The organism is Rhizobium grahamii CCGE 502 (genome assembly GCF_000298315.2).
GTDB lineage: Bacteria > Pseudomonadota > Alphaproteobacteria > Rhizobiales > Rhizobiaceae > Rhizobium > Rhizobium grahamii.
Genome location: NZ_AEYE02000019.1, coordinates 1 through 22,348 on the forward strand (window position 1 = coordinate 1; position 22,348 = coordinate 22,348).

The 22,348-nt window shown below is 57.1% G+C and carries 18 protein-coding genes and 1 pseudogene; 9 read left to right on the top strand and 10 right to left on the bottom strand.

Annotated elements, in window-relative coordinates; all coding sequences use genetic code 11:
• The 4 genes from RGCCGE502_RS17200 to ligD form a co-directional block, all read left to right on the top strand.
• The coding region (locus tag RGCCGE502_RS17200; protein ID WP_016555457.1) for a DUF982 domain-containing protein at nt 1-243 on the top strand (243 nt) is incomplete at its 5' end.
• Between the two features lie 994 nt (nt 244-1,237).
• Nucleotides 1,238-1,483, top strand: coding sequence for a PilZ domain-containing protein (locus tag RGCCGE502_RS35395; protein WP_016555458.1), 246 nt, complete (start codon nt 1,238-1,240; stop codon nt 1,481-1,483).
• On the top strand, nt 1,480-1,800 hold the full coding sequence (locus RGCCGE502_RS17205) for a hypothetical protein (RefSeq protein WP_016555459.1): 321 nt from the start codon (nt 1,480-1,482) through the stop codon (nt 1,798-1,800). Before RGCCGE502_RS35395 ends, RGCCGE502_RS17205 begins: the two co-directional genes overlap by 4 nt.
• A 212-nt stretch (nt 1,801-2,012) precedes the next feature.
• Complete coding sequence (gene ligD / locus RGCCGE502_RS17210; RefSeq protein WP_016555460.1) at nt 2,013-3,053, top strand: non-homologous end-joining DNA ligase; 1,041 nt, start codon at nt 2,013-2,015, stop codon at nt 3,051-3,053.
• A 380-nt stretch (nt 3,054-3,433) separates the two neighbouring features.
• Here ligD and RGCCGE502_RS17220 read toward each other — a convergent pair whose 3' ends face one another.
• Nucleotides 3,434-4,693, bottom strand: a complete 1,260-nt coding sequence (locus RGCCGE502_RS17220) for an NAD(P)/FAD-dependent oxidoreductase (protein ID WP_016555462.1) — start codon at nt 4,691-4,693, stop codon at nt 3,434-3,436.
• A gap of 858 nt (nt 4,694-5,551) precedes the next feature.
• Between RGCCGE502_RS17220 and RGCCGE502_RS17225 the strand changes: the two genes are divergently transcribed.
• Entirely contained in the window at nt 5,552-6,181 is a 630-nt protein-coding gene (locus RGCCGE502_RS17225; protein ID WP_016555463.1) for a hypothetical protein, read from the top strand.
• Between the two features lie 691 nt (nt 6,182-6,872).
• On the opposite strand, the gene RGCCGE502_RS39095 is transcribed toward RGCCGE502_RS17225, so the two are convergent.
• From RGCCGE502_RS39095 to RGCCGE502_RS17250, 6 genes and pseudogenes are all read right to left on the bottom strand, one after another.
• On the bottom strand, nt 6,873-7,193 hold the full coding sequence (locus RGCCGE502_RS39095; RefSeq protein WP_369333330.1) for a GNAT family N-acetyltransferase: 321 nt from the start codon (nt 7,191-7,193) through the stop codon (nt 6,873-6,875).
• A complete protein-coding gene (locus RGCCGE502_RS38000) occupies nt 7,190-7,378 on the bottom strand; it encodes a hypothetical protein (protein WP_244441723.1) in 189 nt (62 codons plus the stop codon). Before RGCCGE502_RS38000 ends, RGCCGE502_RS39095 begins: the two co-directional genes overlap by 4 nt.
• 330 nt (nt 7,379-7,708) lie before the next feature.
• A complete protein-coding gene (locus RGCCGE502_RS17235; protein WP_019280066.1) occupies nt 7,709-9,994 on the bottom strand; it encodes a glycosyltransferase in 2,286 nt (761 codons plus the stop codon).
• Nucleotides 9,991-13,227 carry a glycosyltransferase gene (locus tag RGCCGE502_RS17240; protein WP_040674889.1) on the bottom strand — a complete coding sequence of 1,079 codons (3,237 nt, stop codon included), beginning with the start codon at nt 13,225-13,227 and terminating at the stop codon, nt 9,991-9,993. Before RGCCGE502_RS17240 ends, RGCCGE502_RS17235 begins: the two co-directional genes overlap by 4 nt.
• A gap of 1 nt (nt 13,228) precedes the next feature.
• Nucleotides 13,229-14,374: pseudogene (locus RGCCGE502_RS17245) on the bottom strand (glycosyltransferase family 1 protein); the annotation flags it as partial.
• Nucleotides 14,375-14,429: 55 nt separating this feature from the next.
• Nucleotides 14,430-15,602, bottom strand: a complete 1,173-nt coding sequence (locus RGCCGE502_RS17250) for a glycosyltransferase (protein ID WP_019280068.1) — start codon at nt 15,600-15,602, stop codon at nt 14,430-14,432.
• A gap of 137 nt (nt 15,603-15,739) precedes the next feature.
• On the opposite strand from RGCCGE502_RS17250, the gene glf reads away from it, so the two are divergent.
• The gene (glf, locus tag RGCCGE502_RS17255) at nt 15,740-16,900 is read left to right on the top strand and encodes a UDP-galactopyranose mutase (RefSeq protein ID WP_019280069.1); all 1,161 of its coding nucleotides are present in this window, start codon (nt 15,740-15,742) and stop codon (nt 16,898-16,900) included.
• 24 nt (nt 16,901-16,924) lie between these two features.
• Here glf and RGCCGE502_RS17260 read toward each other — a convergent pair whose 3' ends face one another.
• Nucleotides 16,925-17,716 carry a DUF72 domain-containing protein gene (locus RGCCGE502_RS17260; RefSeq protein WP_141652361.1) on the bottom strand — a complete coding sequence of 264 codons (792 nt, stop codon included), beginning with the start codon at nt 17,714-17,716 and terminating at the stop codon, nt 16,925-16,927.
• Between the two features lie 320 nt (nt 17,717-18,036).
• Here RGCCGE502_RS17260 and RGCCGE502_RS17265 point away from each other — a divergent pair, with 320 nt between their 5' ends.
• From RGCCGE502_RS17265 to RGCCGE502_RS17275, 3 genes are all read left to right on the top strand, one after another.
• Entirely contained in the window at nt 18,037-18,303 is a 267-nt protein-coding gene (locus RGCCGE502_RS17265) for a hypothetical protein (RefSeq protein WP_016555470.1), read from the top strand.
• Between the two features lie 134 nt (nt 18,304-18,437).
• Nucleotides 18,438-18,689, top strand: a complete 252-nt coding sequence (locus tag RGCCGE502_RS17270; RefSeq protein ID WP_016555471.1) for a GlsB/YeaQ/YmgE family stress response membrane protein — start codon at nt 18,438-18,440, stop codon at nt 18,687-18,689.
• 301 nt (nt 18,690-18,990) lie between these two features.
• Complete coding sequence (locus RGCCGE502_RS17275; protein WP_016555472.1) at nt 18,991-19,470, top strand: HD domain-containing protein; 480 nt, start codon at nt 18,991-18,993, stop codon at nt 19,468-19,470.
• Nucleotides 19,471-19,480: 10 nt separating this feature from the next.
• On the opposite strand, the gene RGCCGE502_RS17280 is transcribed toward RGCCGE502_RS17275, so the two are convergent.
• The gene (locus RGCCGE502_RS17280) at nt 19,481-21,196 is read right to left on the bottom strand and encodes a methyl-accepting chemotaxis protein (protein ID WP_019280070.1); all 1,716 of its coding nucleotides are present in this window, start codon (nt 21,194-21,196) and stop codon (nt 19,481-19,483) included.
• Between the two features lie 142 nt (nt 21,197-21,338).
• The gene (locus RGCCGE502_RS17285) at nt 21,339-22,295 is read right to left on the bottom strand and encodes an SDR family oxidoreductase (protein ID WP_016555474.1); all 957 of its coding nucleotides are present in this window, start codon (nt 22,293-22,295) and stop codon (nt 21,339-21,341) included.
• Between the last annotated feature and the right edge of the window lie 53 nt (nt 22,296-22,348).

The window sequence follows — 22,348 nt, forward strand, 5'->3', positions numbered from 1 at the left end:
ATCAAGCCCATGCATGTGGAGATCGATGGAATGGGTCGGTACCGGAAGGTGCAAACGGTCCAGGAACTCGCGGATATGCTGATGAGCGGAAGCTGGCATCATCACGGTGGCAAGTTTCATCGGGCGCTGTCGACATCGATCCGGGCTTTGGAGCTTCATAGCAATGCCCACACTGCGCGATCGGCGTTTGTGGATGCCGCACACGAGGCAGGCATGCGCATACTTCCAGACGATATGCCATGAAGCGAGCCAAAACAAAAAGAAACCCCGCTTTCTCGGCGGGGCTGGAAGAGGTCAAAAGAGCGGCCACCTGTTGGTGACAATGGAAGACTAAAGACCAAGGATTTTATGGTCAAGCATTTCTTTAGCTCCTTCTGATGTAGTGCATCATGGCTTGGAATCCTCCGTCCAACCCTCTTCTTGCACCGAGAAGTCTTTGCGCTCGCGCGCCCCTCGATCAATTCGTTTCTATCGGTTTGGCATGTATTGAAAACATGCCATGCGTTTGCTTCGCGGAGCCGACCACCAGCGCTCCTTACGACCGCGAGCGCGAATTTATGACGAGGCGGCGCAGCAGGTTCTCGCGTCTGTGGCAAACGGTTGAAGCCACTGCTGCCTGTGCTCTTGTCTGCGATGGAGCGGCATGGTCACCTTAAACTGGATGAGTATTCCAGCCCTTCTGTCGCAGATGAGTGCGGCGACCATTGACCGCCCGTTGAAAAGCATCCGCGAGATAGGGTAGGGCCGGCGTCAGCGTTTGAGCTTCCCCCCGACAGCTAGAGTGAAGCCCAAACTCAACCGCGAGCTGCGTCGGCCAGACCCGCTCGTTCGCGCGACGGACGATCTGCGCACCAGGTTTGAGGAAGGGCCTTTGGGGGGGACAGCAATCTCGTGAGGCATAGACGGATCAGCCGGGAGCATCCATTGGAGGCAACGTGTCTCACCTTGACCTGATTGTCGTGCTGCAAGGCCCACTGGCTCGAGTGGAACCGTCGGACTGATGCTTTAAATGGGGCAGGTCCTGAAGCCAAGGGACGTGCAAACCAGGTCAAAACCTGCCCCTCGGGCTCTGCAAACAGAGCCGCAGTCACCATTGGAGTTTGGTAACGCAAGGACAATAGGCCGACGATGCGGCGGGCAGGTAGCAGTTGTTTATGCCCTGCCGGCATCTGTCTTCTACCGTACGGAAAGTCTTCCTATATACACGGCATTTACCTTTCGATTCCAGTGTGCCGCCATGGACGGCAGAAGAGATCATCGAAAACGTACGTTTATAGGCGCGAAGATCCTGCTCAACGGCGGCGCCTCCGTTCTGGACTGCGTTGTCAAGGATTTATCTGAGGGAGGGGCGCGCCTGAGCGTTAATGGAGCAGTTGCTGTGCCTGCGGAGTTCGATTTGAAGTTATCAGATAGCCGATCTTTTCATTGCCGTGTGACATGGCGTCGGTTGGAGTCCCTCGGCGTGAGTTTTCAAGTCCCATGATTGAACGTAGCGCCAAAGCAATGGGTTCCATCGATGGCTATCGGCACGGATGGACATCGCTCAAACTTCGGTGCCCAAGCCTTCGCGTCTGGGAGGGTCAACAGGATCAGGTTCGAGAATTGTGCGAGATCTACAGTGAAGTGACCATGCTGCACGACCTGATGTCCAAGGCCGGAGATGAAGAGGCCGTGGCAAAGTACGCGGAACTCCGTCTCTCACTGGAAGAAGATGTCCATCATTATCTGGTCTTCTACAACGATATGGAAGGTGATGTTCCCCTAGCTACCATTGGTGCTTGGGTCTCTATCAATGAATGACACTGCCCGCTCATATTGGGCTAAGTCCCTCAAAACGACTCGGCAAAGCGCAGATTCGACCCAGCCTTGCCCAAGGATCTCTTGCCCCAATGCGGTGGTTAGCAACCCGCGCTCGACGCCGGCCTACAAAATTTCTGACGCGAACCTGAAGGGAGGATATTCGTCCCATCTGCTTAATTGTCTTTTCACGGTTTGCCTGATGTAATTACCTGATGGCAAAGTCTCCGCGTCCCAAGCCCCTGCTTGCAGATGATAAGCCGCTTCGCAGCCGCGCTCGCAAGCCGCGAGATCCATCGCAACCTAAGCTTCCCCTTGATCCAATGCCGGCCCGCGTTGAGCCGTGCCTGGCCCTTCTCAAGCCTCGTCTGCCCGTCGGTCCCGATTGGCTTTATGAGATCAAGTGGGACGGCTACCGCATCGCCGTTCATCTTAACAATGGCAATGTCCGGATCCTCACCCGTGGTGGCCACGACTGGACACACCGCTTTCCCGCAATCGAGGATGCCGCGAAGCGTCTGGGCGTCGGTTCTGCAATCATCGACGGTGAGGCCGTTGTGCTCGATGAGGAGGGGCGACCCAATTTCGGAATGCTCCAGCAGTCACTAGGGGGGCGAGGAGGCAAGCTGAACTCCGGCGCCTCGATTTTGCTCGCCTTCGATCTTCTCTACTTCGACGGCCACGATATCCGGGAGACGCCGCTCACGGGTCGCCGCTTCTTTCTCGAATCGCTCCTGAAGAACGAGCAGGGCGCCATCCGGCTTTCTGAAGAGGTGGAAGGGGATGGCCGATCTATCTTGAGCGCCGCGTGCGAGCATGGCCTCGAAGGTGTCATCGCAAAACGCAAGGACAGCCCCTATCGGTCGGGCCGCCTCGGGGATTGGCTGAAGATCAAATGCGTCCAGTCCGACAGCTTCATCGTCGTGGGCTATGAGCATTCGCTGTCGGCCCGGTCTGGGATCGGTAGTCTGTTGCTGGCAGCGCGCAAGGGCGCCGATTGGGTCTATGTCGGCTCGGTCGGGACAGGCTTCAGCGAACGGACCGCCGAACAACTCCGGAAAATGCTCGACACCATCAAGAGCAAGAAGCCTCCCGTCGCTTATGCTGGCCAGCGGAAGAACATCGTATGGGTTCAGCCCACACTGATCGCAGAGATCGAGTATCGCGCCTGGACGAACGACGGAAAGTTGCGCCATGCTTCCTATAAGGGGCTGCGAGAAATTCAGGATAATGCGGCGGTTTATGAAGTAGAGTAAGATCCTGCAGAGCTGGAAATGCCATTGTAAGCCTTACTGCGGAACTATTAGCGGTCGCCGCGATTAGGTTCATAACGTTGCCAACAACAAGGAGAAGAACAATGGCGAACGCTGGTCCAATCCAACCGATAGACGCAAGACCTGCAACCAAAAACAAGCTGAACAAGCGATCCAAGCCCAACGCCTTGCGAAGCGCCCAGGTGCTACCTCCGCACAGGGTTGATCTGACGCTGCATCCGACCACTCAGGAGCAGATGATTATTCCGCCAAAGATCAATCGCCAGAAGTAGTTGGTTAAGAAAAAGGCCGACCCCGCGAGGTGCCGGCCATTCGCTGCGACCTCTCGGCGGGATCGCTGACATCCCCGATCTCCCCGCCACTCAAGAAATGGGAAACAAATCCCAGTCAGCATCGCGACGTCCCAGGATTTCCCCGGAAATCAAATCCGCTGCGATCTGGCTGAAGGTAATCCCATTCCCGCCGAAACCCATGGTGACGAACACGTTATCCATCGTGGGCACACGTCCGATCATCGGCAGGCCATTGGGCGTTGTGCCGAAAGCCGCGGACCATTCAAAATCCGGTTTTCCGACCGAAATGCCGGTAATGTCATTCAGCTTTTCGACGAGCAATTTTGTTTTTCGGGCCCGCTTCGCCTCGTCCAGGTAGGCGCCTTCATCAGCTTCGTCCTCGCCTCCCACAATGACCCTGCCGTCAGACGTTGAGCGGAAATACAAATAGGGATCGGCTCCTTCCCAAACGAGGTAGCGGTTGATCCACTCAGGCCGTTCAAGGTGTGGACGGCTGGCCAACGCCCACGTGGAAATGACCTTCTGGCTCTTCGAGGCGAGCGCCTCGAGAAATTCGTATCCCGTGCAGAACACCACATGGTGCGCATCAATGATGTCTCCCCCTGCGGTCGAGACCGCGACCTTATCGCCAATGCTGCGAACGTCGCGTATTTCGACGCCCGCAACAACCTCGGTTCCGTGTTCTCGTGCATGTCGCAGGATCCCGGCAGTCAGCTGCGCCGGGTTTGCTGAGGCCGAGATGTCACTTTCGAGCGCGGCTGGTCGGTCAATCTGGTGACGATAGTAAAGCTCTCGGCCGCCGAGATATTCCACTCCGATTGCTGCCGCCTTTCGCGCTTCGGATTCGGCACGCAACGCTCTCGAGCCATACGCCTCCCCCGCCAGGAACAATGTCCGCTTTCGCTCGAAGGAGCACCCCAGCTTCAAATCATTGGTAAGTTGAACCAATTCCTGCACTGCCCCGGCGGAGCGTTGCCAAACGCGCTGAGCCTTCTTCACCCCGATCGTCTTCGTCAGAACGTGCAGGGGAACGTCGATCTCGTGCTGGATCATCGCAGTGCTTGCCAGGCTGCTGCCCCTCACTGGCTGCCGCCGATCAATGACAAGGACGCTCATCCCTTGCCCCACAAAAGCATGAGCCATCAGCGCGCCGCTTATACCCGCTCCGACAATGACCACGTCGAACGAAGTTCGAGAAGCGGATTTCCTCGTGAGGATCGAAATCCGTGGTGTTTCGAGCCACAAAGGCTGATCGCGGTGCAAAGCCTTCTTTCGGGTAATGGGGGCTTTGTTCAAAATCCGGTTTGCCATTTCATAATCAGAGCCCATCGCCCACGCGTTTCTGGAGATAGAGTTCGAGCCCAGGGAAAGGGCATGACATTGCAATGGCAAACTAGAGTAGATGCCTGGGCTAGCACAACCTACGACACTTCAGAAAAATGCCTCGCGCGATGGACGCGAATCCTTTCGCTAGCCACCAAACGCCGTTTCAAAGCCCAACCCTTTTCTGTGAGGCGGCATCGGGCTTCGTCGGGGTTAGCGTCAAATTCGATCAGTTGAAGTTCCCGAGCATGCCGCGCGGTCTTTGCCCCTACATCCCTCGGGGCTGCGCGCCAAGATCGGGGTCCGAGATTGAGGATCAAAATCCTGAGGCCTGTCGTCATAGATCTCGGCATGAAAACCTCCGAACTGCGATAGCCTGGAGAACGACGATGGCTGTTTATGCCTTGCCGCACCAGCGCGTATTGCCAATGGACCACGTCTCGATGCCGCTTGAGACCGAAACCGCATTCCAGAAGCCCTAAATCAAGAGGGCCTCAACGCACTGAGCGCGAGGCCCCTGGGATCACGGCCAACCCCACCCGGGATCCCGACCACGGCTAGTTGTGGCTTTCGAAGAATATGCAATGCTGGGCCGTCCAGCATCGGTCTTTGGTCGCGTGATCTCCGGGACGTTCGTCTATCTCTCGAGTGACCGGCTCCCCTGGCGATGGGTCGAGCGCCAATCAATAATGCAATGGGGTATGGCGGTCGGTGCGCGGAATTGCCCTACCGCTCCATTTCTCATTCGGTCCGCAAAGCGCTCTTCCTTACCCGCAGCCGCCCCGGGCCTGGCCTGATAGGGAGAGCGAAGGCGTCTTCCGATGCTCGTTGACGAACCGCCGTCAACAACCCATTTTAGGCCTCATGCCGAAACACGAAACGAACGACGTCGAGCTACTCAAAACATGGGTGCTGTCACCAGCGGCGACGTTGGGCTCGTCTGTCCGTGCCAAAGGCATCCTACTGGAAATACGGGCGCGGCTTCCGTTTGTGATAAAGAAATCGCTCGACATTGATGCTGGCGAACTCACGCTAGCGATGCCTGCCAGTGCGAAGACCGACTTCCAGACCGCATCGGCTCTCGTCGCCAAAGCGCTGGAGGGCATCGAGAGCCTGCCGGTGATCCCCCGCGAGATTGAGGACATTTTGACCATCAAGACGAGCGAACGGCATCGCTGGCTGGCGGACGGCCGTCTGCCGAGTGCCGGAACGCGTACCGTGAAACTGCGCGGGCGCGCCAGGAAGATCACATTCCACGTCTTCGATCCCAGATTGGTTGAAGACATTCTTGACCGGGGCGTCGTCGACGAATGGCGCGAGGAGGACGCTTCGGCTGCCGCGGAAAACAGGCGGCGGGCTGCCTACAAGGCGAAACTGACGCGGTCCCTGAAGAAGGGCAAGACCGCCAAGGCGCAAACCGGCGCAAGATCCGACGACACTCACACGGAACTCGCTGGCTGGGAGGAGTTCAAGCGCGACGGTCTTCTTCGCTGAAAGCCAGCAATGCCATTTGAATTCGTCGGGTGGCGCTGGGAGATGGCAATGCTTCCATCGATCTGCTCCACAGTTTGAAAAAGTAGCTCCTCCTCATCGGCCAGCCCCAATATCTCATCATTCCCGAGATGCCGCAAAAGTCCCCGTGTCAAGGTTGATCCGGTTTCGATGTATGTCCGGATGGCTAACTCACTGGTCTGTGGCCGAGGACGACGACCCGCCGAACGGGATTTGAGGAAGGCGCGGAACCGATGCAATTCAAAAGTCGTCTGCACCCGGATGAATCCGATCCTGTGAATAGCGGTTCAGTCCTTGGCAACGGGAACCTGCGGGCTTACGTGGGCGCTTCACTTTTTTGTGGCTGTAAAGCTTGTCTCTTCGGTTTCGATCAAGTAGCTACGCCACCGCCCGGCACCTTGCCGGGAATCGGGAGACGAGATGGCGCGACGACGACCGAAGCCTGATAGTGAGGGCGGGCCCACCCTCAGAAGCGTGAGGGCAGCTGTCATCGAAGTGGAGTGCATGCTCTGCGACCGTCGCGATCGACTTGAACGTAAGGCGCTCGTCGCCCAGTTCGGCGTGCATGCGAGCTTCGCAAGATTGAGACGTCGGTTCGCAGTGGGATGCGAGCTGATGTGCCATCCCGACGGCGACAAGTGCGGGACGCGCTTTCCATGTCTGGGCCAGGCGGCTAATCAGGAATAGCGACAGAAGCGGGCTTCAGATCGGTCGCGCTCTCGAACTTCAACCGCATTTCGCTCGCAGGCTCGAAACCCAGTCCTGCGTACAGAGGCCTGCCCGCATTGGAGGCGTGCAGCACGACAGCGGTGCACTCGCAGCGTTCGAGATGTTTGATGGCCATTGCCAAAAGTTTGCGGGCAACGCCCTTCCCACGACAGGCCGGATCTGTGAAGACGCTCCAGATGTAGCCCTCCTTGGAGTGCTCGGGTCTCAGCACGACCGGGTAGGTTTTCGAATTCAGCCTGCAGGAAACCGATCCGATCGGCGTTATGTCGTCGAAAGTGCGATGAAACTCGCGAGCTCGAACTGCTCGCGACCTGTCTGCAGGAAGTCGAGGACGATAGCTCGTGGGTTGGGACGAAGGTTCTCTCGCGGAGTGCCATAGCTCTCCCAAATGGCAAGGTAGTGCGCAACGATTATGTCGTCCTGCTCCGGGACTGCGCGCACAAAATTCAATGGATCCACCTGCGGCCATCGTGATGTCTCCTTCCACAGAGAGGAACCCTGGAAGGCGGGGCGTAGTTCCGTCGCTACGGCTTCTCGCGGTTTTTGCCATCTTGTCAACTCGCTTCCTTGAGGCATGCGACTGACCATGCAACCTGAATGTTATCCTGCATTGTCGTGGCGGTCGAAAACCGCGTCCGCCTGTTTAAGCGTGGGAAGATGACATCCGGATGATTGATTGGAGACTCCGTGGCAAGGCTGAGTAACAAGACCACAACCTGCTTCCAACCTCGAGGCCGCCCATACCCGGAGTCGTGGCCGCTCCGACGCCTTTGAGCCGAGTCAGCCGCGCGCCGTGGTGCGCCGTGTCAAAAGGTCACTCCGGGAGGGAAACAGTGACTCCAGAACCTCCGCAAATTTCTCGTCTGCAACAGGTCGCACATTCTGGACAACCTCTGTGGAGAACAGCCCATTCTCGCAGGCGCGTTCATCATCCCATCCAGGGTAATTCACGATGGGATACAGGCAGATACCTTCCATCCGTACCCCGGCTTCCACCGCCGCCGACACCTCCTGTGCAACATACTCGATCCACGCGGCCCGGCGGTCACCTTCGATGCCTGTCTCCGCAATCATCACGGGGCGACCATAACGCGCATAGGTCTCGACCAGTATGTTGCGTAGCGGTTTGTAATCCGTATGGCCAATATCGATAGGCGGACCCCCATGAATCCACTGGTTATTGAAGTAGTAATTGACGCCAATAATGTCCAAATATTTGGAATTGCCACCAAGCTGCGGCCACATACGGCCCTCAATCATGTCCCAGCCTTGGAACTGCGCCAACCAATGGCCATGCGCCGCAGCGGCATCCCACGGTCTTGATCGATCTCGAACAACGTTTATCCGCGGATCGCAATGAACGAAACGGGCCCTATGATCGACTTCCCAGATGGCGTCCATGGCTGCGAGCGATGCCTTGACGAGGTGGACCTTCAGTTCGAAACCCCTACCCCGTGCAAATGGGTTGAGATAGGCGGCGTCGCCGCCGCCCCAGGCAAAAAAGGAAATCTCGTTTACCGGGCAATAGAACGGGACGAGGTCGGTTTCCTGTTCCACAAGAGACGCGCACGCTCCCGCAAAGGCGGCAAAGCGTGGAATGAAATCCGGCGACCAGATATCAAGGTCATCTGGCCATCCATAGTGAAGCAGGTCCCAAATTACCTGAGTGCCTGACAGCGAGGCGGCTCTGAGCATGGATCGGACGCTCGACCAATCGTAGACGCCATCCTTTTCGATCAGATGCCAACGAAAGCCGTCGCGGACGGTCTTTATCCCGAACTCCCGTAACCGGAGATAGTCCTGGTACGCATAATCATCGTGCCTGACGGCACGAATAAGATCCAGGCGCTTCCCGACCTCTTCACCATCCCGAGGCCGCAAGCGATGCGTCGAGCATTCGAAGCCGCCCTGCAGGAAAGAATTGAAGAGTTTTATCTGCCTGCCGGGCTTGCGCTCGTCGAGCACCTCAAGGAATAACTTCTCCCATTGAGGCAGCACGGCCGAGACACTGTATTCGGCAGTCACCTTGTATTGCAGAGCTTTCCCGAGCCGATGTCTTTCCTCCCTGACAAGCAGGCGCTCGATCTGTGCTGCGACCGCCCTGACGTCTCCATAGGGAACGAGAATGCCCGAGACGCCATTCTCAATTTGCTGCAGCACCCCATTATCAGGGGTAGCGATGACAGGCAGTCCAGCGGCGCCAGCCTCCGCGATGACGTGAGGCATTCCCTCGCCCTTCGATAGCCACAGGAATATGTCCATCGCTGACATCAGATCGGGGATATCGCTGCGGTCACCGAGGAAACGCAGGTCGGACCCGATCCCCCGGGACGCGGCTAGTCGTCCAAGTTCCAAGGCATACTCGGGATGAAACACGTCCGGACCGCCGACGACAATGAATTTGGCCTGCATGTTCTTCTGATGGACGATCGCTGCCGCTTCGATGACGTCCTGAACGTTCTTTTTGGGATCAAGCCTGCCTACCCAACCTATCAGGATGTCGCTTTCCGATAATCCGAGACTGCTCCGGACCGCTGCGCGACGCTCCGGATGATATGGCGCGAGATCGACCATTGATGGAATTTCGATGGCATGGTTTTCGCGACCCGACATCCGGGAGGCGGCGGCGTCCCTTATGGAGCGGCAGACACCCACGTATCTGGACGTAAAGTGTTTGGGTCCAGCTAAAGCCTCCGACACCAGGCCGCCATGTTCGATCAATGGCGGCCTTAGATGCAAGCGCTCGAGTGCCGGATAGATGTCAGCAACGTTTTGACAGGAGACGACTATGTCGTAACCCGAGACCTTGTCCGCCAGGTAGATGACGGTGTCCTCGAAGGACATCTCATAGGGGGCGATGTCGACGTCGACCCCGAGGTCCGACAGCTGCTGGTGTGTTTGTTCAGGCATGCCTGGTTTTCTGAAGCAGGCAATGACATCGATCCTATAGCGCCTGGGGTCGAGGTTCGCGGCAAGCAGACGGACTTCCGTTTCCTCTCCACCGACAACCAGCCACGCAAACACAAAGAGAATACGGACTTGCGAGGTCCCCCTCTGGGCACTCATTGGTCGGCCCGGAAAACAATTTGAATGAAGTCAGGACGGTTTTTTACCAAGTCCCGCAGGAATTCTGCGCCCTCCGACATCGGGATGATGTGAGTGACGAGGTGTTCTCGCATGAGTGGCCCGTCGACGCCGAGTAACCCGATCGTCTCGATCGCCAATCGTCGCCTGTCCCACGAAGATGCGAGCGAGCGGGGCATCCTGTTGATCTGCGCGCACTTGATGCTGAGACCGTTGTGATGAAATTCCTCGCCCAATCTCAGCGCACTGGCTCCTCCCTGATAGAAGGCGAGATCGATGACCGTTCCCTGCGGGCGTAGCGCCTTCAAGGCATTATGCAAGCTTGCCGCAGTCGCCCTTGTCTGGAAAACGATATCTGCTCCCCGTCCCAAGGGACCGTGCCACCGGGTCTTGGCATGCTGCCATGCCTCTTCCTCGCTCATCGCCGTGAGGCCCAGAGCTTCGGCCTTCATCCGGCGAAACGGTGACGGATCGGTGATGACAACCTCGGACGCTCCAGCCCTGCGGGCAAAGAGGGCTGTCATCAGCCCGACTGAACCAGCGCCCAAGACAACGACGGGGCGTCCCGCCACGCCAGCACCCAAATAAGGCACGTTTGAGCCAAAGGTCTCGGCGTCGGCATGGAGGATGCCGTTGGCGGCGATCGGTCCCATCTGGGCAACAAATACCCCAAGCACAGGATCGAAGCCGTCAGGGAGTGTGATCAGGGTTTCGTGGTACGGGTCTGCCGTGTGCCCGGTCTTGTGGCCGAATGTGCCAGCAACGATCTGGCCAGGGACGAACCCCCGAGCGTTCGTTTCAGTGACAACAGCCGTTTCCATGTACCCCAGGAAAGGCACGGGGTAGTGAAGGTCGGGTTCGTTCTCTATAAAAACGCCTCTGCCCCCATCGAAGCGGGCGTGGAAGTATGGATTTGTGTTCTTGAGGAAGGTCAACTCGGTGCCGGCGGAGAAGCCCGTATACAAGGTGTCCAGTCTGACGTGACCATCGGAAGGCGGCCCTTCTTCGTAGTCTGAGAGATATGCCTCGCCCGGCTTGCTGATACCCAGGGATCGTACGATGCGATGGCCAGGCGGCAACTCCCTCCCGTTCTCTTCACGTTGTTGTGGCTGAAGCGGCCGGAAGGCCTCCCTGTTGAACTGCTGCGTCGGGAGTTTCACCGGCTCTCCTGATCTGACCGACGTCATGACCGCGCTTGCGAGCCGATGTGTCACCAGGGCGTCATCATACGGGCAGCGGATGTTGTTCTGGCCGCCCTTCACCGCATCGATGAAATCTCGGTCCTCGCGCCAGACGGGGTCTCCGTCCGCCAAACGGACCGGGCGGCCGCGTCCCACGTCGACCATGATTTCGCGATCGGTGAGTTCGATAGCGAGTTTGTCCGCGAAGATGTGCATGCCGACGCGATGGTTCCAGCCGAGCAGGCAGGTGGACGATATATTCGCAAGGACACCGGACTGGAACACGAGGTTCGCTGTCGTCACCGTCGGCACGTCGAGACCCGGAAATTCCTCACGGTCCTTGTGCCCCGCCCTACCGTAAACCTCGGCAACCTCCCCGACCAGGAACCGCGCAAGGTCAAGAAGATGAGTTGTCTGCTCGATCATCTGTCCACCGGATTGCTCCTCTTTCCACCACCATTGCGGCGGCGGGGTCGAGTCCAGCCAATATCCCGACAGCAGCTGCGCAGGGTTATCCTTCAGCAGATCACGCGCCTCGTCGACGATATCGAGATATCGCCAATGATAGCCCACCCCGGTAATGAGGCCGCGCTCGGCGACTTTCGCAGCGATCTCTTCCGCAAGAGCAATATCGCGCGTCAACGGCTTTTCGACGAAGAACGGAATGCCCCGATCGATCAGGTCGAGCTCGGCTCTGCCGTGAGCAAACGGCGGAATGCAGATATAGACGGCATCGAGGTTCTCTGACTCGAGCATCGGCCTGTGGTTGTCGTACGACCTCGCTGCGAAGCGGCTTGCCGCTTCGTCGGCACGATTGAGATCGGGATCGGCGAATGCAACGATTTCTACGTCTTCAAACGTCCCAAGAATGTTCAGATGCCGCTGGGCGATCCCTCCAACGCCGATAAAGCCGATACGTGCCTTGGTCATCGTTCCATCCTTCGATGTATTTCCATTCGGATTGATATGGTTCCGGTAAACGTCTGCAGTTTCATCGACCATTCGCGATGCCGTAAAATGCCGATCGAATCTGTCGCGTTCGGCCTCCATTACGGCCGTTCGCGCGACGTTGTCGGAAAGGGCGTGTATCGTCATCTCCGCAAGCGCAGGCGCATTTTCCGGCTCGACCAGAAATGGGTGAGCTTCTCCCAGCGCTTCGACGCTTCCACCAATCCGGGTGGCGACGACAACGAGCCCCACCGACATTGCTTCCAAGACTGCAAGTGGAAGTCCTTCAAACCGCGACGGCAGAACGAACAAATCGGCGATGCACATCAAGTCGGCGATATCGTCTCTATGGCCCAGAAATCGCACAACAGATGCAAGACCGAGCTCGTCGACGAGTGTTTCCAGGGTTGACTGCTCTTCCCCCGAACCAACCAGAACAAGGATAGCCGAGGGGTGGGCTGCGATGATGTCCGGCATCGCCTTGATAAGCGTGACATGATCCTTCTGCGGGGTGAACCTCGCAACCGTCAGAAGTACCTTCTTCCCCGACAGGCCGAGCTCATCGACTTTGGCGGAAAGTCCGCCGGAGGCAACCATCGGGTTGACGCCGTTTCTGACGACGGTGATGCGTTCACTTGGTACGCCTTCAGCGACATAGGTGGCTTTCGACGCTTCGGAGACCACGATGTGCTGAGACACGCTCTCTGTGGAAATCAGGTACTCTCGTTTTTGTTCGAAATCTGTAAGCAAATACGGCAGATGCTCGGTGCGGATAACGGGAAGTCCGGAGGCTACCCCGCTCAGAACGGCCTGGTGCCCTTCCCAGCCGATACCAGCATGAACATGCAGAAGGTTGAAATTCGCCCGCGAAAGCCAGCCTTCGAACTCCGCGGTGTCGGCAACCAACTTGATCTTCATTCCACGTCGAGCTGCTCTGTGGAGCAACCCCGTATCGTCAGACCCAATGAGGGCGATCGTAACGTCAAAATGACCCGCGAGCCCCTCCCCCAGATCCAGCATATGCTCTCCGAGACCGGACGGCTCGCGACTGTCCGTTGCAAGTAGAACACGCCATTTCTCATACATGGAGTTCACGGGACGCGGCCTGTTCGACGAGGAACTTCATCTCCGCAAAGGTCTTGTCCCAAGACGACTGGGAGAGCTTCGCGTCTATGACTTTTCGCCACGAGGGATCGGTGGGATCCAGTCGACAAGCCGCATCGCAGGCTCGTGCAAACGCCTCAGGCCCGTCAACAAGAAAAACCCCCGGCAGATTGCTGTAGCTGGCAACCACATCGGCGATCCGGGTGCTGACGACAGGCCTGCCTGCAGCAAGGTATTCGGGCGTCTTGGTTGGACTGATGAAGCGTGTCGCTTCGTTGTGGGCGAACGGCATCAGGGCGGCATCCCATCCACTCAGGTAGGCCGGGAGTTCCGCATACTCCTTGCGTCCGAGATAGTGGATATTGGCTGCTGCAGGCAGGTCTTCGGGCAAGATCTTCACAATCGGGCCGATGAACACGAACGAAAACTCGGGTCGCCTCCGGGCGATCTCAGCGATCAGAGCGAGATCCGTTCTTTCGTCTATGACCCCGATGTAGCCCAGTCTGGGAGAAGGGATCGCCGCCTGATCCGTTGGGATGCTTCCGCACGTTCTGGCCTTGCCAAAATGGCTAACGTCGACGCTCGAAGGAAAACAATGGACGTTGCGATGACGGTTCTTCTTGGCGCGGTAGAGGCTTTCCCCGCCTGTAAAAACGACGTCTGCCCGGGCCAGAAGATCGTCTTCCGATTGCTTCAGAAACGGCGATGCGAATTTGAAGTTCGCGAGTTCATCCATGCAATCATAGACAACTGCCTGAGCTTCGACGTGACGCGCAAAACCGTACATCATGGGGGTGTAAAACCAGAGGATCGGCCTTTCACGGCGGCTGAAAGCGAGGACTTCGTCAAGAAGACGAGACAACCCCGCCTCACGTTCTGTGTCGGACCACCAGTGCGGTATTCTGGGGCGAACGGCTTTCACCGCCGTACCGTCGAACGAATGGACCTCGAAGTAGGCAAGATGGTGATCGGTGGGAATGTACTCCTCGAAGAAGATTACCTCTCTGTCCCGGGAAAATCTCTCCATCAAATGCTGGGGCCGCTGGCATACGAAATCCCACCTGAGGTGGGAAAAGCAAATAATGGGGGAAGTCCGATCAAGTGTCTTGAAGTTAGTTAATAGATTCATACAAGGTTCCCCACGCTTTGAGTATGATCCAACCTGAATTTTGTCCGTTGGTTCCCTAACCGCCGAAAATTTGCTTGCCTTTGACTGTTGAAAGGATCGCCGCGGTCAGCTTTTCGATAGAATGCGGCCACACCCAACGTTCCAGAACCTCCTGGCATGGCGCGAACAGGTCGAGACCATCAAGTATCTCAGCAAAGCCGTGATGGAATTCGGCAGCAGACTTTGCCCGCCCCGTTCCTGGCAAAATATATTGCAGGCCGCAGGTGAGTTCGGCGTTTGCGAGGACCGGAAGTCCGGCGAGCATATATTCGGTCAAAATGGCAGGGGCACCGTCGTTTATGCCGCAGACGACGCCCAGCCTTGAGAGGTTCATGAGCCTGTTTACCTCATCGTACGGCACGCCCGGCGGGTCGATGAAATCGACCTCCAGCCCAAGACAGTTCGCTTGGCCCTTCAGGTCTTCGATCATGTCGCCATAGCCGCAAACGCAAAGCGCTTTCAGCCGTTGCGATGATCGTGCCAATGCTTCGAAGAGTATGTCATGGCGTTTATACGGCTGGGCCGCGGCCACGTAGATCACATCGTATACCTTGCTCAGACCCAACGGTTTGAACATCGTCTCGGAGGCAAATTCAGGGCCGATTGGCAAAACAAGGGTCGCCATGCCAGGATGCAACCCCTTGATTTCTCTCGACTGCCATTCTGCGCCCGTAAGGACCAGATCGAAATGGCGGCTTACCTCCGGAGGTATCCTGAGCGCAGGAGCGTCGATCGAATTGTAGATCTTGAAACTGGATTTGCAGGCGACCATGATCTCTTCAGACAACCCCAGGCCCCAAACACAGAGCACATCAGGCGCCCCGAAGGCCTTGATGAAGCCGAGCATGTCGTTCGAATTGAAAGGCGCGTCGGGGCCATTTATCCGGAACGACCTCCTTGCCAACGGGGATCCTGTCCGAGTGCAGGGCGGGGGCGGTTCAGAGCCGCGCCAGTGCGTCCAGACCTCCGCCTTATCCACGAGGCCAGATCGAAGACATGCAAGTGGAAGGCGCTCAACATAGCTCCCCTCGACGGCGACATTCCTTTGGCGCGGTATCTCGATGTCACCGCGTTCTCTCCAGCGGCTCTCATACTCGTCCGCCGACGGGATGCCGGCGTCTTCAAAGCAGCCCTCCTGGTAGTCGCTGACAATGACAAGCCGGCGTGGATTGTTCCGAATTGTGGACATTGGCAGCTCCATTCACCGCCCGCAAAGGCAATCGCCTATCCCCGACGCTTTTAATTCGCAGTCGACAGACCGGACGGGAAACATTCCTCGCGAATTGAAGTTCCAGTGAGGATCGAAGCGAAACGGAGAAGTACTCAATGGTTTACAATCGTATCGTGATTGTGGGTGCCGGCTTGTCGGGCGCAGTAATAGCGCGGGAGTTGGCCTGTGCGGGATATCGAATTACTGTCCTGGATGCCCGCGACCATATAGCGGGAAACTGTCATACCATTCGTGACGAGGCGACCGGCGTGATGGTGCACGTCTACGGCCCGCATATCTTCCACACAAATGATGCCGAAGTCTGGGAATACGTAAACGGTTTCCAACGGTTCATGCCGTATAAAAACCAGGTCAAAACGACGTCGCGCGGTCACGTCTACTCGCTGCCGATCAATCTGCATACGATCAACCAGTTCTTTGGCAAAACCTTTCGCCCAGATGAGGCACGCGCATTCCTTGAACGGCAGGCTGACAAATCGATTACCGATCCCAGCACCTTCGAGGAGCAGGCACTCAGTTTAGTTGGCAGAGACCTCTACGAGGCCTTTTTCAAAGGATATACCGAGAAGCAGTGGGGTTGTTCTCCGACGAAACTGCCGGCCTCAATCCTCAAGCGACTCCCGGTACGCTTCAACTACGATGACAACTACTTTTTCCATAAATTCCAGGGGATGCCTGAAAATGGCTATACCGACATGGTTGGGCAAATTCTCGACCATCCCAATATCGAGGTTCAGCTCGCGACCAAATATCGTCGCTCCGATCGTCTCGACGCAATCCATATCTTCTATTCAGGCCCAATCGACGGCTATTTTGACTACGAGGATGGGAGGCTCGGATACCGGACTCTTGATTTCGAGCGCTTTCATTTCGACGGGGACTACCAGGGCTGCGCAGTCATGAACTACGGCGACGCCTCAGCGCCGTATACGCGGGTTACCGAGCACAAACACTTTTCACCTTGGGAGGAACACCAAGGCTCTGTCTGTTATCGCGAGTATTCGCGCGCTTGCGGACCGGACGACATCCCGTACTATCCGATCCGCCTCGTCGAGGAAAAGGCGCTGCTTGCGCACTATGTCGCACGCGCGGAGAGGGAGAAAGGCGTCACCTTTGTGGGCCGGCTTGGTACATATCGTTATCTCGACATGGACGTCACGATCCGCGAGGCGCTGGATACAGCAAGGCATTATCTGCCAAGGGCGGCGGCAAGAGGACACATGCCCTCCTTTCTTGAAAAGGCTATTGCTTGTTGATACGCGCTCGCCGGCGGCTTTCAATCACCGCATGACTTTCTGTGCTTTAAATAAGCGGGACAGCGTCTCGGCGTTCTTGATCGCATTTGCGTCGCGATCGTTGTTGAAGTACGCCCACACCCGTTTTGCGCCACTTGCCTTGATGCGATCAACCCAATCTGACAATTCCTCGTCGCTGTAATCGTGTCGATACCATTGCTTGGTACCATGAAAGCGCACGTATACGTCGTCGGCAGTTTTGACGAGTTGATCAGGAAGGCGGGGCCCGCTCGTCGAGCAAAAAATAGCTCCGGCTGCCTCGAACTTTTTAAAAACGGTATCGTCCCACCAGCTCTTGTGGCGGAATTCGACCACATTCCTGCGACGCGGGTCGAGCTGGTGAAGGATGCTATCGAGGGTCTCTGGACTGTAGCGCACACTTGGAGGCAGCTGAAACAAAAAGCAGCCCATATGGGCGCCAAGCAGGTCGGCAATGTAGCCGAAGTCACGCACAAGCTCGTCAGTACCCTCGAACCGTTTGATATGAGTAATCAGCTCGCATACCTTCACGGTGTAGACGAAGCCATCGTCTGCCTGGCGCAGCCATGTCTTTACCGCGGCGACTGTTGGCCAGGAGTAAAACGGAGCATTGAGCTCGACGGTTCGAAATCTCTCCCGATAATGGGGAAACCATTGGTTTCTCGGAAGATCAGCAGGATAGAACCTGCCGTTCCAATGCCAGTAATACCATCCGGAACAGCCGACGTGGACTTTCCCCTTTCCCGGAGGCGTCTCGGGTAACCCGGTCCGCTCGGCTGCCATTCTGTGATCATGCATTTTTGCAGCGCGCAGGTCGTTTGCCTCGCGTTGCTTTTGTCGGCGCTCAGCCCTCCTCGCCTTGCGAGCCTCCAACTCTTCTGCTGTCGTGACTGGCGGCTGCGGATCCGCTGTCTCCCGTTCAACGTTGGTCAATCCCGCAACCTCCGACCACCTCGAGACATTGCCTGCATACTGGGACGACAACATCCGTCACTTGGATTGGTTCCCGGCTGCGGTTCTCGGGTGAGTTGGTACCAAGTTCCGGGGTGAGACTGCAGGGGAATTGGAACCTGACCGACGGATGCTCGTTGTGGGTATTATTTCGCAGGAGCTCTCAAATGACTTACGTCGCATCACCCAGGCACTCGGACAATTCTTCCGATCGGCACGCCAACCTCAAGCAGTGTCTCGAAACCGCGAGGCATCACCTGAATGAAACGTCAAGCGCTTCAGAAACGGAGCGGCTGGAGATACTGGTTTCGTCGGCGGTCGCCGCCGGCTGGGACGAAGAGGAAGCCCGAGCCGTGCTCCGCGACGCCGAGATACCCAAAGCTGTCGTGCCGGCGCCCAACCAAATCGGCCTCGTGCCATCGTCATCGCTGTAAGTACATAGACGCTCAAACCGAAGAACTTGTCTTTGGAGCAGCCATGTGAACGCGACGATTGACGACGGTCCGTGCCGCTCTAGTTGCAGTGAACGTATCCAATCTTTAACATCCATCATTTCGAAAGGTTTATCATGGAACAGGCAGGTATCGGCTGGATTGCAGCGATCATTATCGGCGGCATAGCGGGATGGCTCGCTGAGCAGTTCATGAAGTCGAACATGGGCGTGCTGATGAACATCATCCTCGGCATCGTCGGAGCCATCATCGCCAATGCCCTGCTATCCTTGTTCGGCGTCGCGCTCGGCGGTTGGCTCGGATATTTAATAGCGGGATTTGTTGGCGCCTGCATATTGATCGCGGTAGGCAGGCTTATACGCCGCTGACACCGATACTCCACCCTCACAGTTTGCTGTGGGGGACGTGCGGGAGATCGCCAGCCACGATCCAGATGGAGCGAGCTGCCGTCGAGGCTTGCCCTTGATGAGGGCAAGTCCCATTCAACCGAGAGATCCGCCAGCCGGATGCGACGGGGAGCCGGGTATCGCGATCGTTTAGTGCTCGCCATGTCCGAGGACGGGCGGGCACCCGCCCGGCCCAATGCCGCCGCTCTCCCCAGCGTTCGCTACCGGTTTTATGGGGAACAACGCGGCACCTCCTCCGTTCCTGCTGCGGAGGAGATTGGCCATGGCAATCAACAGCTCAGATGATAGCGTCTCGCATCAGGTTCGCCTGGCAATGAAGACGGCGTTCGAAGCTCACGCCGGACAGATAGACAAAATGGGCGAGCCATATTTTAGCCACTGCAAACGCGTCGCAGACAGCGTCCAGGGCGATGAAGAAAAGGCCGTCGCCTTTCTTCACGATGTTGTCGAGAAAGGCGAAGGCTGGGATCTGGAGCGCATACGCGAATTGAACTTCAGCACATCCGTTGTTGATGCCATCGATGCTCTCACGCGCAGGCAAGACGAAACCGACGAAGAGTTCGTTGTTCGGACTATGGAGAACCCGCTTGCGCGGCCCGTGAAAGTGGCCGATCTCGAGGACAATCTGCAGCAAGCCATAGCGTCCGGTACAAGTCCGGCGAAGTATAAGCAAGGCTTGGAAGTGATAGCCATGCTCGAGGCAGATCCGCACGCGGCCAATCTGATTAAAGGTAAACCCTGAATTCGGGTCGCTACGCAGCGCTCCTTTGCGACTGCGGGGCTCGGTTGCTTTTGGAAGACCCCTCTTCCCGCTGGATAGCGCGACGATTGAGCTTGAACAGGCTGACGAGTTGCGCCAGCGCGTCGGCGCCTACTGCAAGGGTGCTGCTAATAGCAGTCGTTCGGCTGCTCATACGAGCGTTGTCCTGCGTCATCTGGTCGATTCGACCTACCGTTTTGCTAATTTCGCCGAGACCGGAGGTCTGTTCGTCGGCAGCTTTGGCGATCGTCTCGATATTGGCATCGATCTGTTTAACGAGGACGTCGATCTGTTCAAGGGCCTCGCCAGTCTCTCCGACCAGCCTTACTCCTTCACGCACTTCCTCACTGGATTTGTTGATGAGGTCTGTAATCTGATCAGCCGCCCTGGCTGAACGCTGCGCGAGATCCCGGATTTCCTGGGCTACCACCGCAAAACCTCTTCCCGCGTCGCCCGCGCGCGCAGCTTCTACGCCGGCATTCAAAGCGAGCAAGTTGGTTTGGAAGGCGATTTGATCAATCACTCCGGTGATTTTGCCGATTGCATCTGACGCGGTCTCAATACGATGCATGGCGTTGATGGTCTGTCGAACCACATCGGTCGACACGGACGTCGATGATCGCGCGCTCTGGACAAGGTTGCGTGTCTGCTTCGTACTTTCCGCCGCTTCCCGGACCACACCAGTCATCTCGATGAGTGCGGCCGACGTCTGTTCAAGCGCTTCTGCTTGCTCCCGGGAACGCTCAGCCAGTTTCTCGGAAGCCTCGCGCACATCCTGGCTGCTTTTGCTGAGGTCGCCAGTCTGGCCCAGCACGCTCACAAGCGTTTTCTGGAATTCGCCGATTGCCTTGTTGAAATCCACCCGCAATCGTTCGAACTCGCCGACGAGCGGGTTGTCGAGGGTCACACGAATGTTGCACGTAGCGAGTCGTTCGAGCGCCGCCCCGAGTTCCTCGACCGCATACATGCGATCTGTCACGTCCAAGGCAAATTTCACCACCTTGAACACGCGGCCCTTGTCGTCGATGATCGGGTTATAGGAAGCCTGGATGAACACCCGTCGGCCGTCTTTTCCCAACCGCATGAACTGTCCAGTCGAGAACCGACCTTCGCGCAGGTCGGCCCAGAACGAGCGATACTCATCGGATCGAGCATAGCCCGCCTCGCAGAACATCTCATGGTGCTTGCCGATGATCTCCTCCGCAGAGTAGCCGAGCGCCGACAGGAAGTTTTCATTGGCTGATATGATCTTCCCCTCGGGGGTGAACTCGATCATGGCCTGAGCACGGGAAAGGGCATCCAGCTTTCCCTTGTCCTCGCTGCTTTTGAGTTTTGCTGCGGTGATGTCGGTGGCGATTTTCACTACCTTGTAGGGCTTGCCGAAGCGGAACACCGGATTGTAAGAGGCCTCGATCCAGATCTCATCTCCGTTTTTCGCCCGCCGCCGATATTGATGCTGGTCATATTCCCCGCGCTTGAGCTTCGCCCAAAAGGATTTGTATGCGGGGGATTCTGCCTCTTCCGCGAGCACAAACATGCGGTGGTGGCGACCGACGATTTCGGAACTGTGATAACCAACCGCGCGGCAAAAGTTTTCGTTTGCAGTGAGGATATTGCCGTCGAGATCGAACTCAATAATGGCGTGAGAACGGCTTATGGCGTCAAGCACACATGACGCATCCAGGCCAGGTAGCGGCAAACGAGACATCTTCAACTCCCAAAAACAGAATCTCACCCGCGGCCCGGCGCCTGGGAGTAGCAATACTTCAGGTCAACCTATGTCGCTATGATTAATGGGCGATTAAGTGTCCTGCCGTGGATAGACAATACGTCAGTCCTCTTGAGTCATTTCAGTAACCGCCGACGATTGGCACAATTTCCCCGGTGATGTAGCTCGACATCTGCGGAGAAGCGAGGAACACGTAGGCAGGCGCGATCTCCTCCGGTTGTGCCGCCCTTTTCATGGGGGTCCGGCTGCCGAACGTCGCTACGTCCTCGGCCTGCTTGTCGGATGGATTAAGGGGTGTCCAGACAGGGCCTGGCGCGACCGCGTTGACACGAATGCCCTTCGAGACGAGCTGACCCGACAAAGCCTTTGTGAAAGCATGGATACCGCCCTTCGTCATTGAGTAGTCGAGCAACTCTTTTGAACCTTCCAGCCCTGTCACAGAACCCGTATTGATGATGGCAGAGCCATTCCTGAGGTGGGGAATTGCGGCCTTGGCCATGTAGAAGTAGCCATAGAGGTTCGTCTTCAACGTTTCGTCGAAGTGCTCGTCGGTGAGATCCTCGATGTTGGCGGCGTGGACTTGGAAGGCGGCATTATTGACGAGAATGTCAAGCTTTGAGAATTGCATCTTTGTCTTCTCGACTGCCTTACGGCAGAAGCTTGGATCTTTTACGTCGCCGGGGATGACGAGGCATTTGCGCCCTTCCTTTTCAACGGCAGCCCTCGTTAACTCGGCATCCTCGGTCTCGTCCAGATGAACGATCACCACGTCGGCTCCTTCGCGGGCGAACAGGATGGCTACGGAGCGGCCAATACCGGAGTCGCCTCCGGTGATCAGGGCAACCTTGTCCTTAAGCTTCTCGGACCCCTTATAGAACGGCGCATCATAGAGTGGAGCCAATGGAAGGTCGGCTTCTGAGCCGGGCTTATCCTGATGCACGGCCGGATATGGGGGTTCTGGATATCGACGCGCACCCGCCTGCATGGCACCGGGGGACTTCGACTTTTCATTCTTGTCCGCCTGATCGACCTGTTTCTGGATTTCGCGCTGTTTTGCGGCTGTGGCTTTTGATGACATCGTATTCTCCTATCTGATTGAAGGAACAACGCCAGTCCGCGGAAAAGGTTACA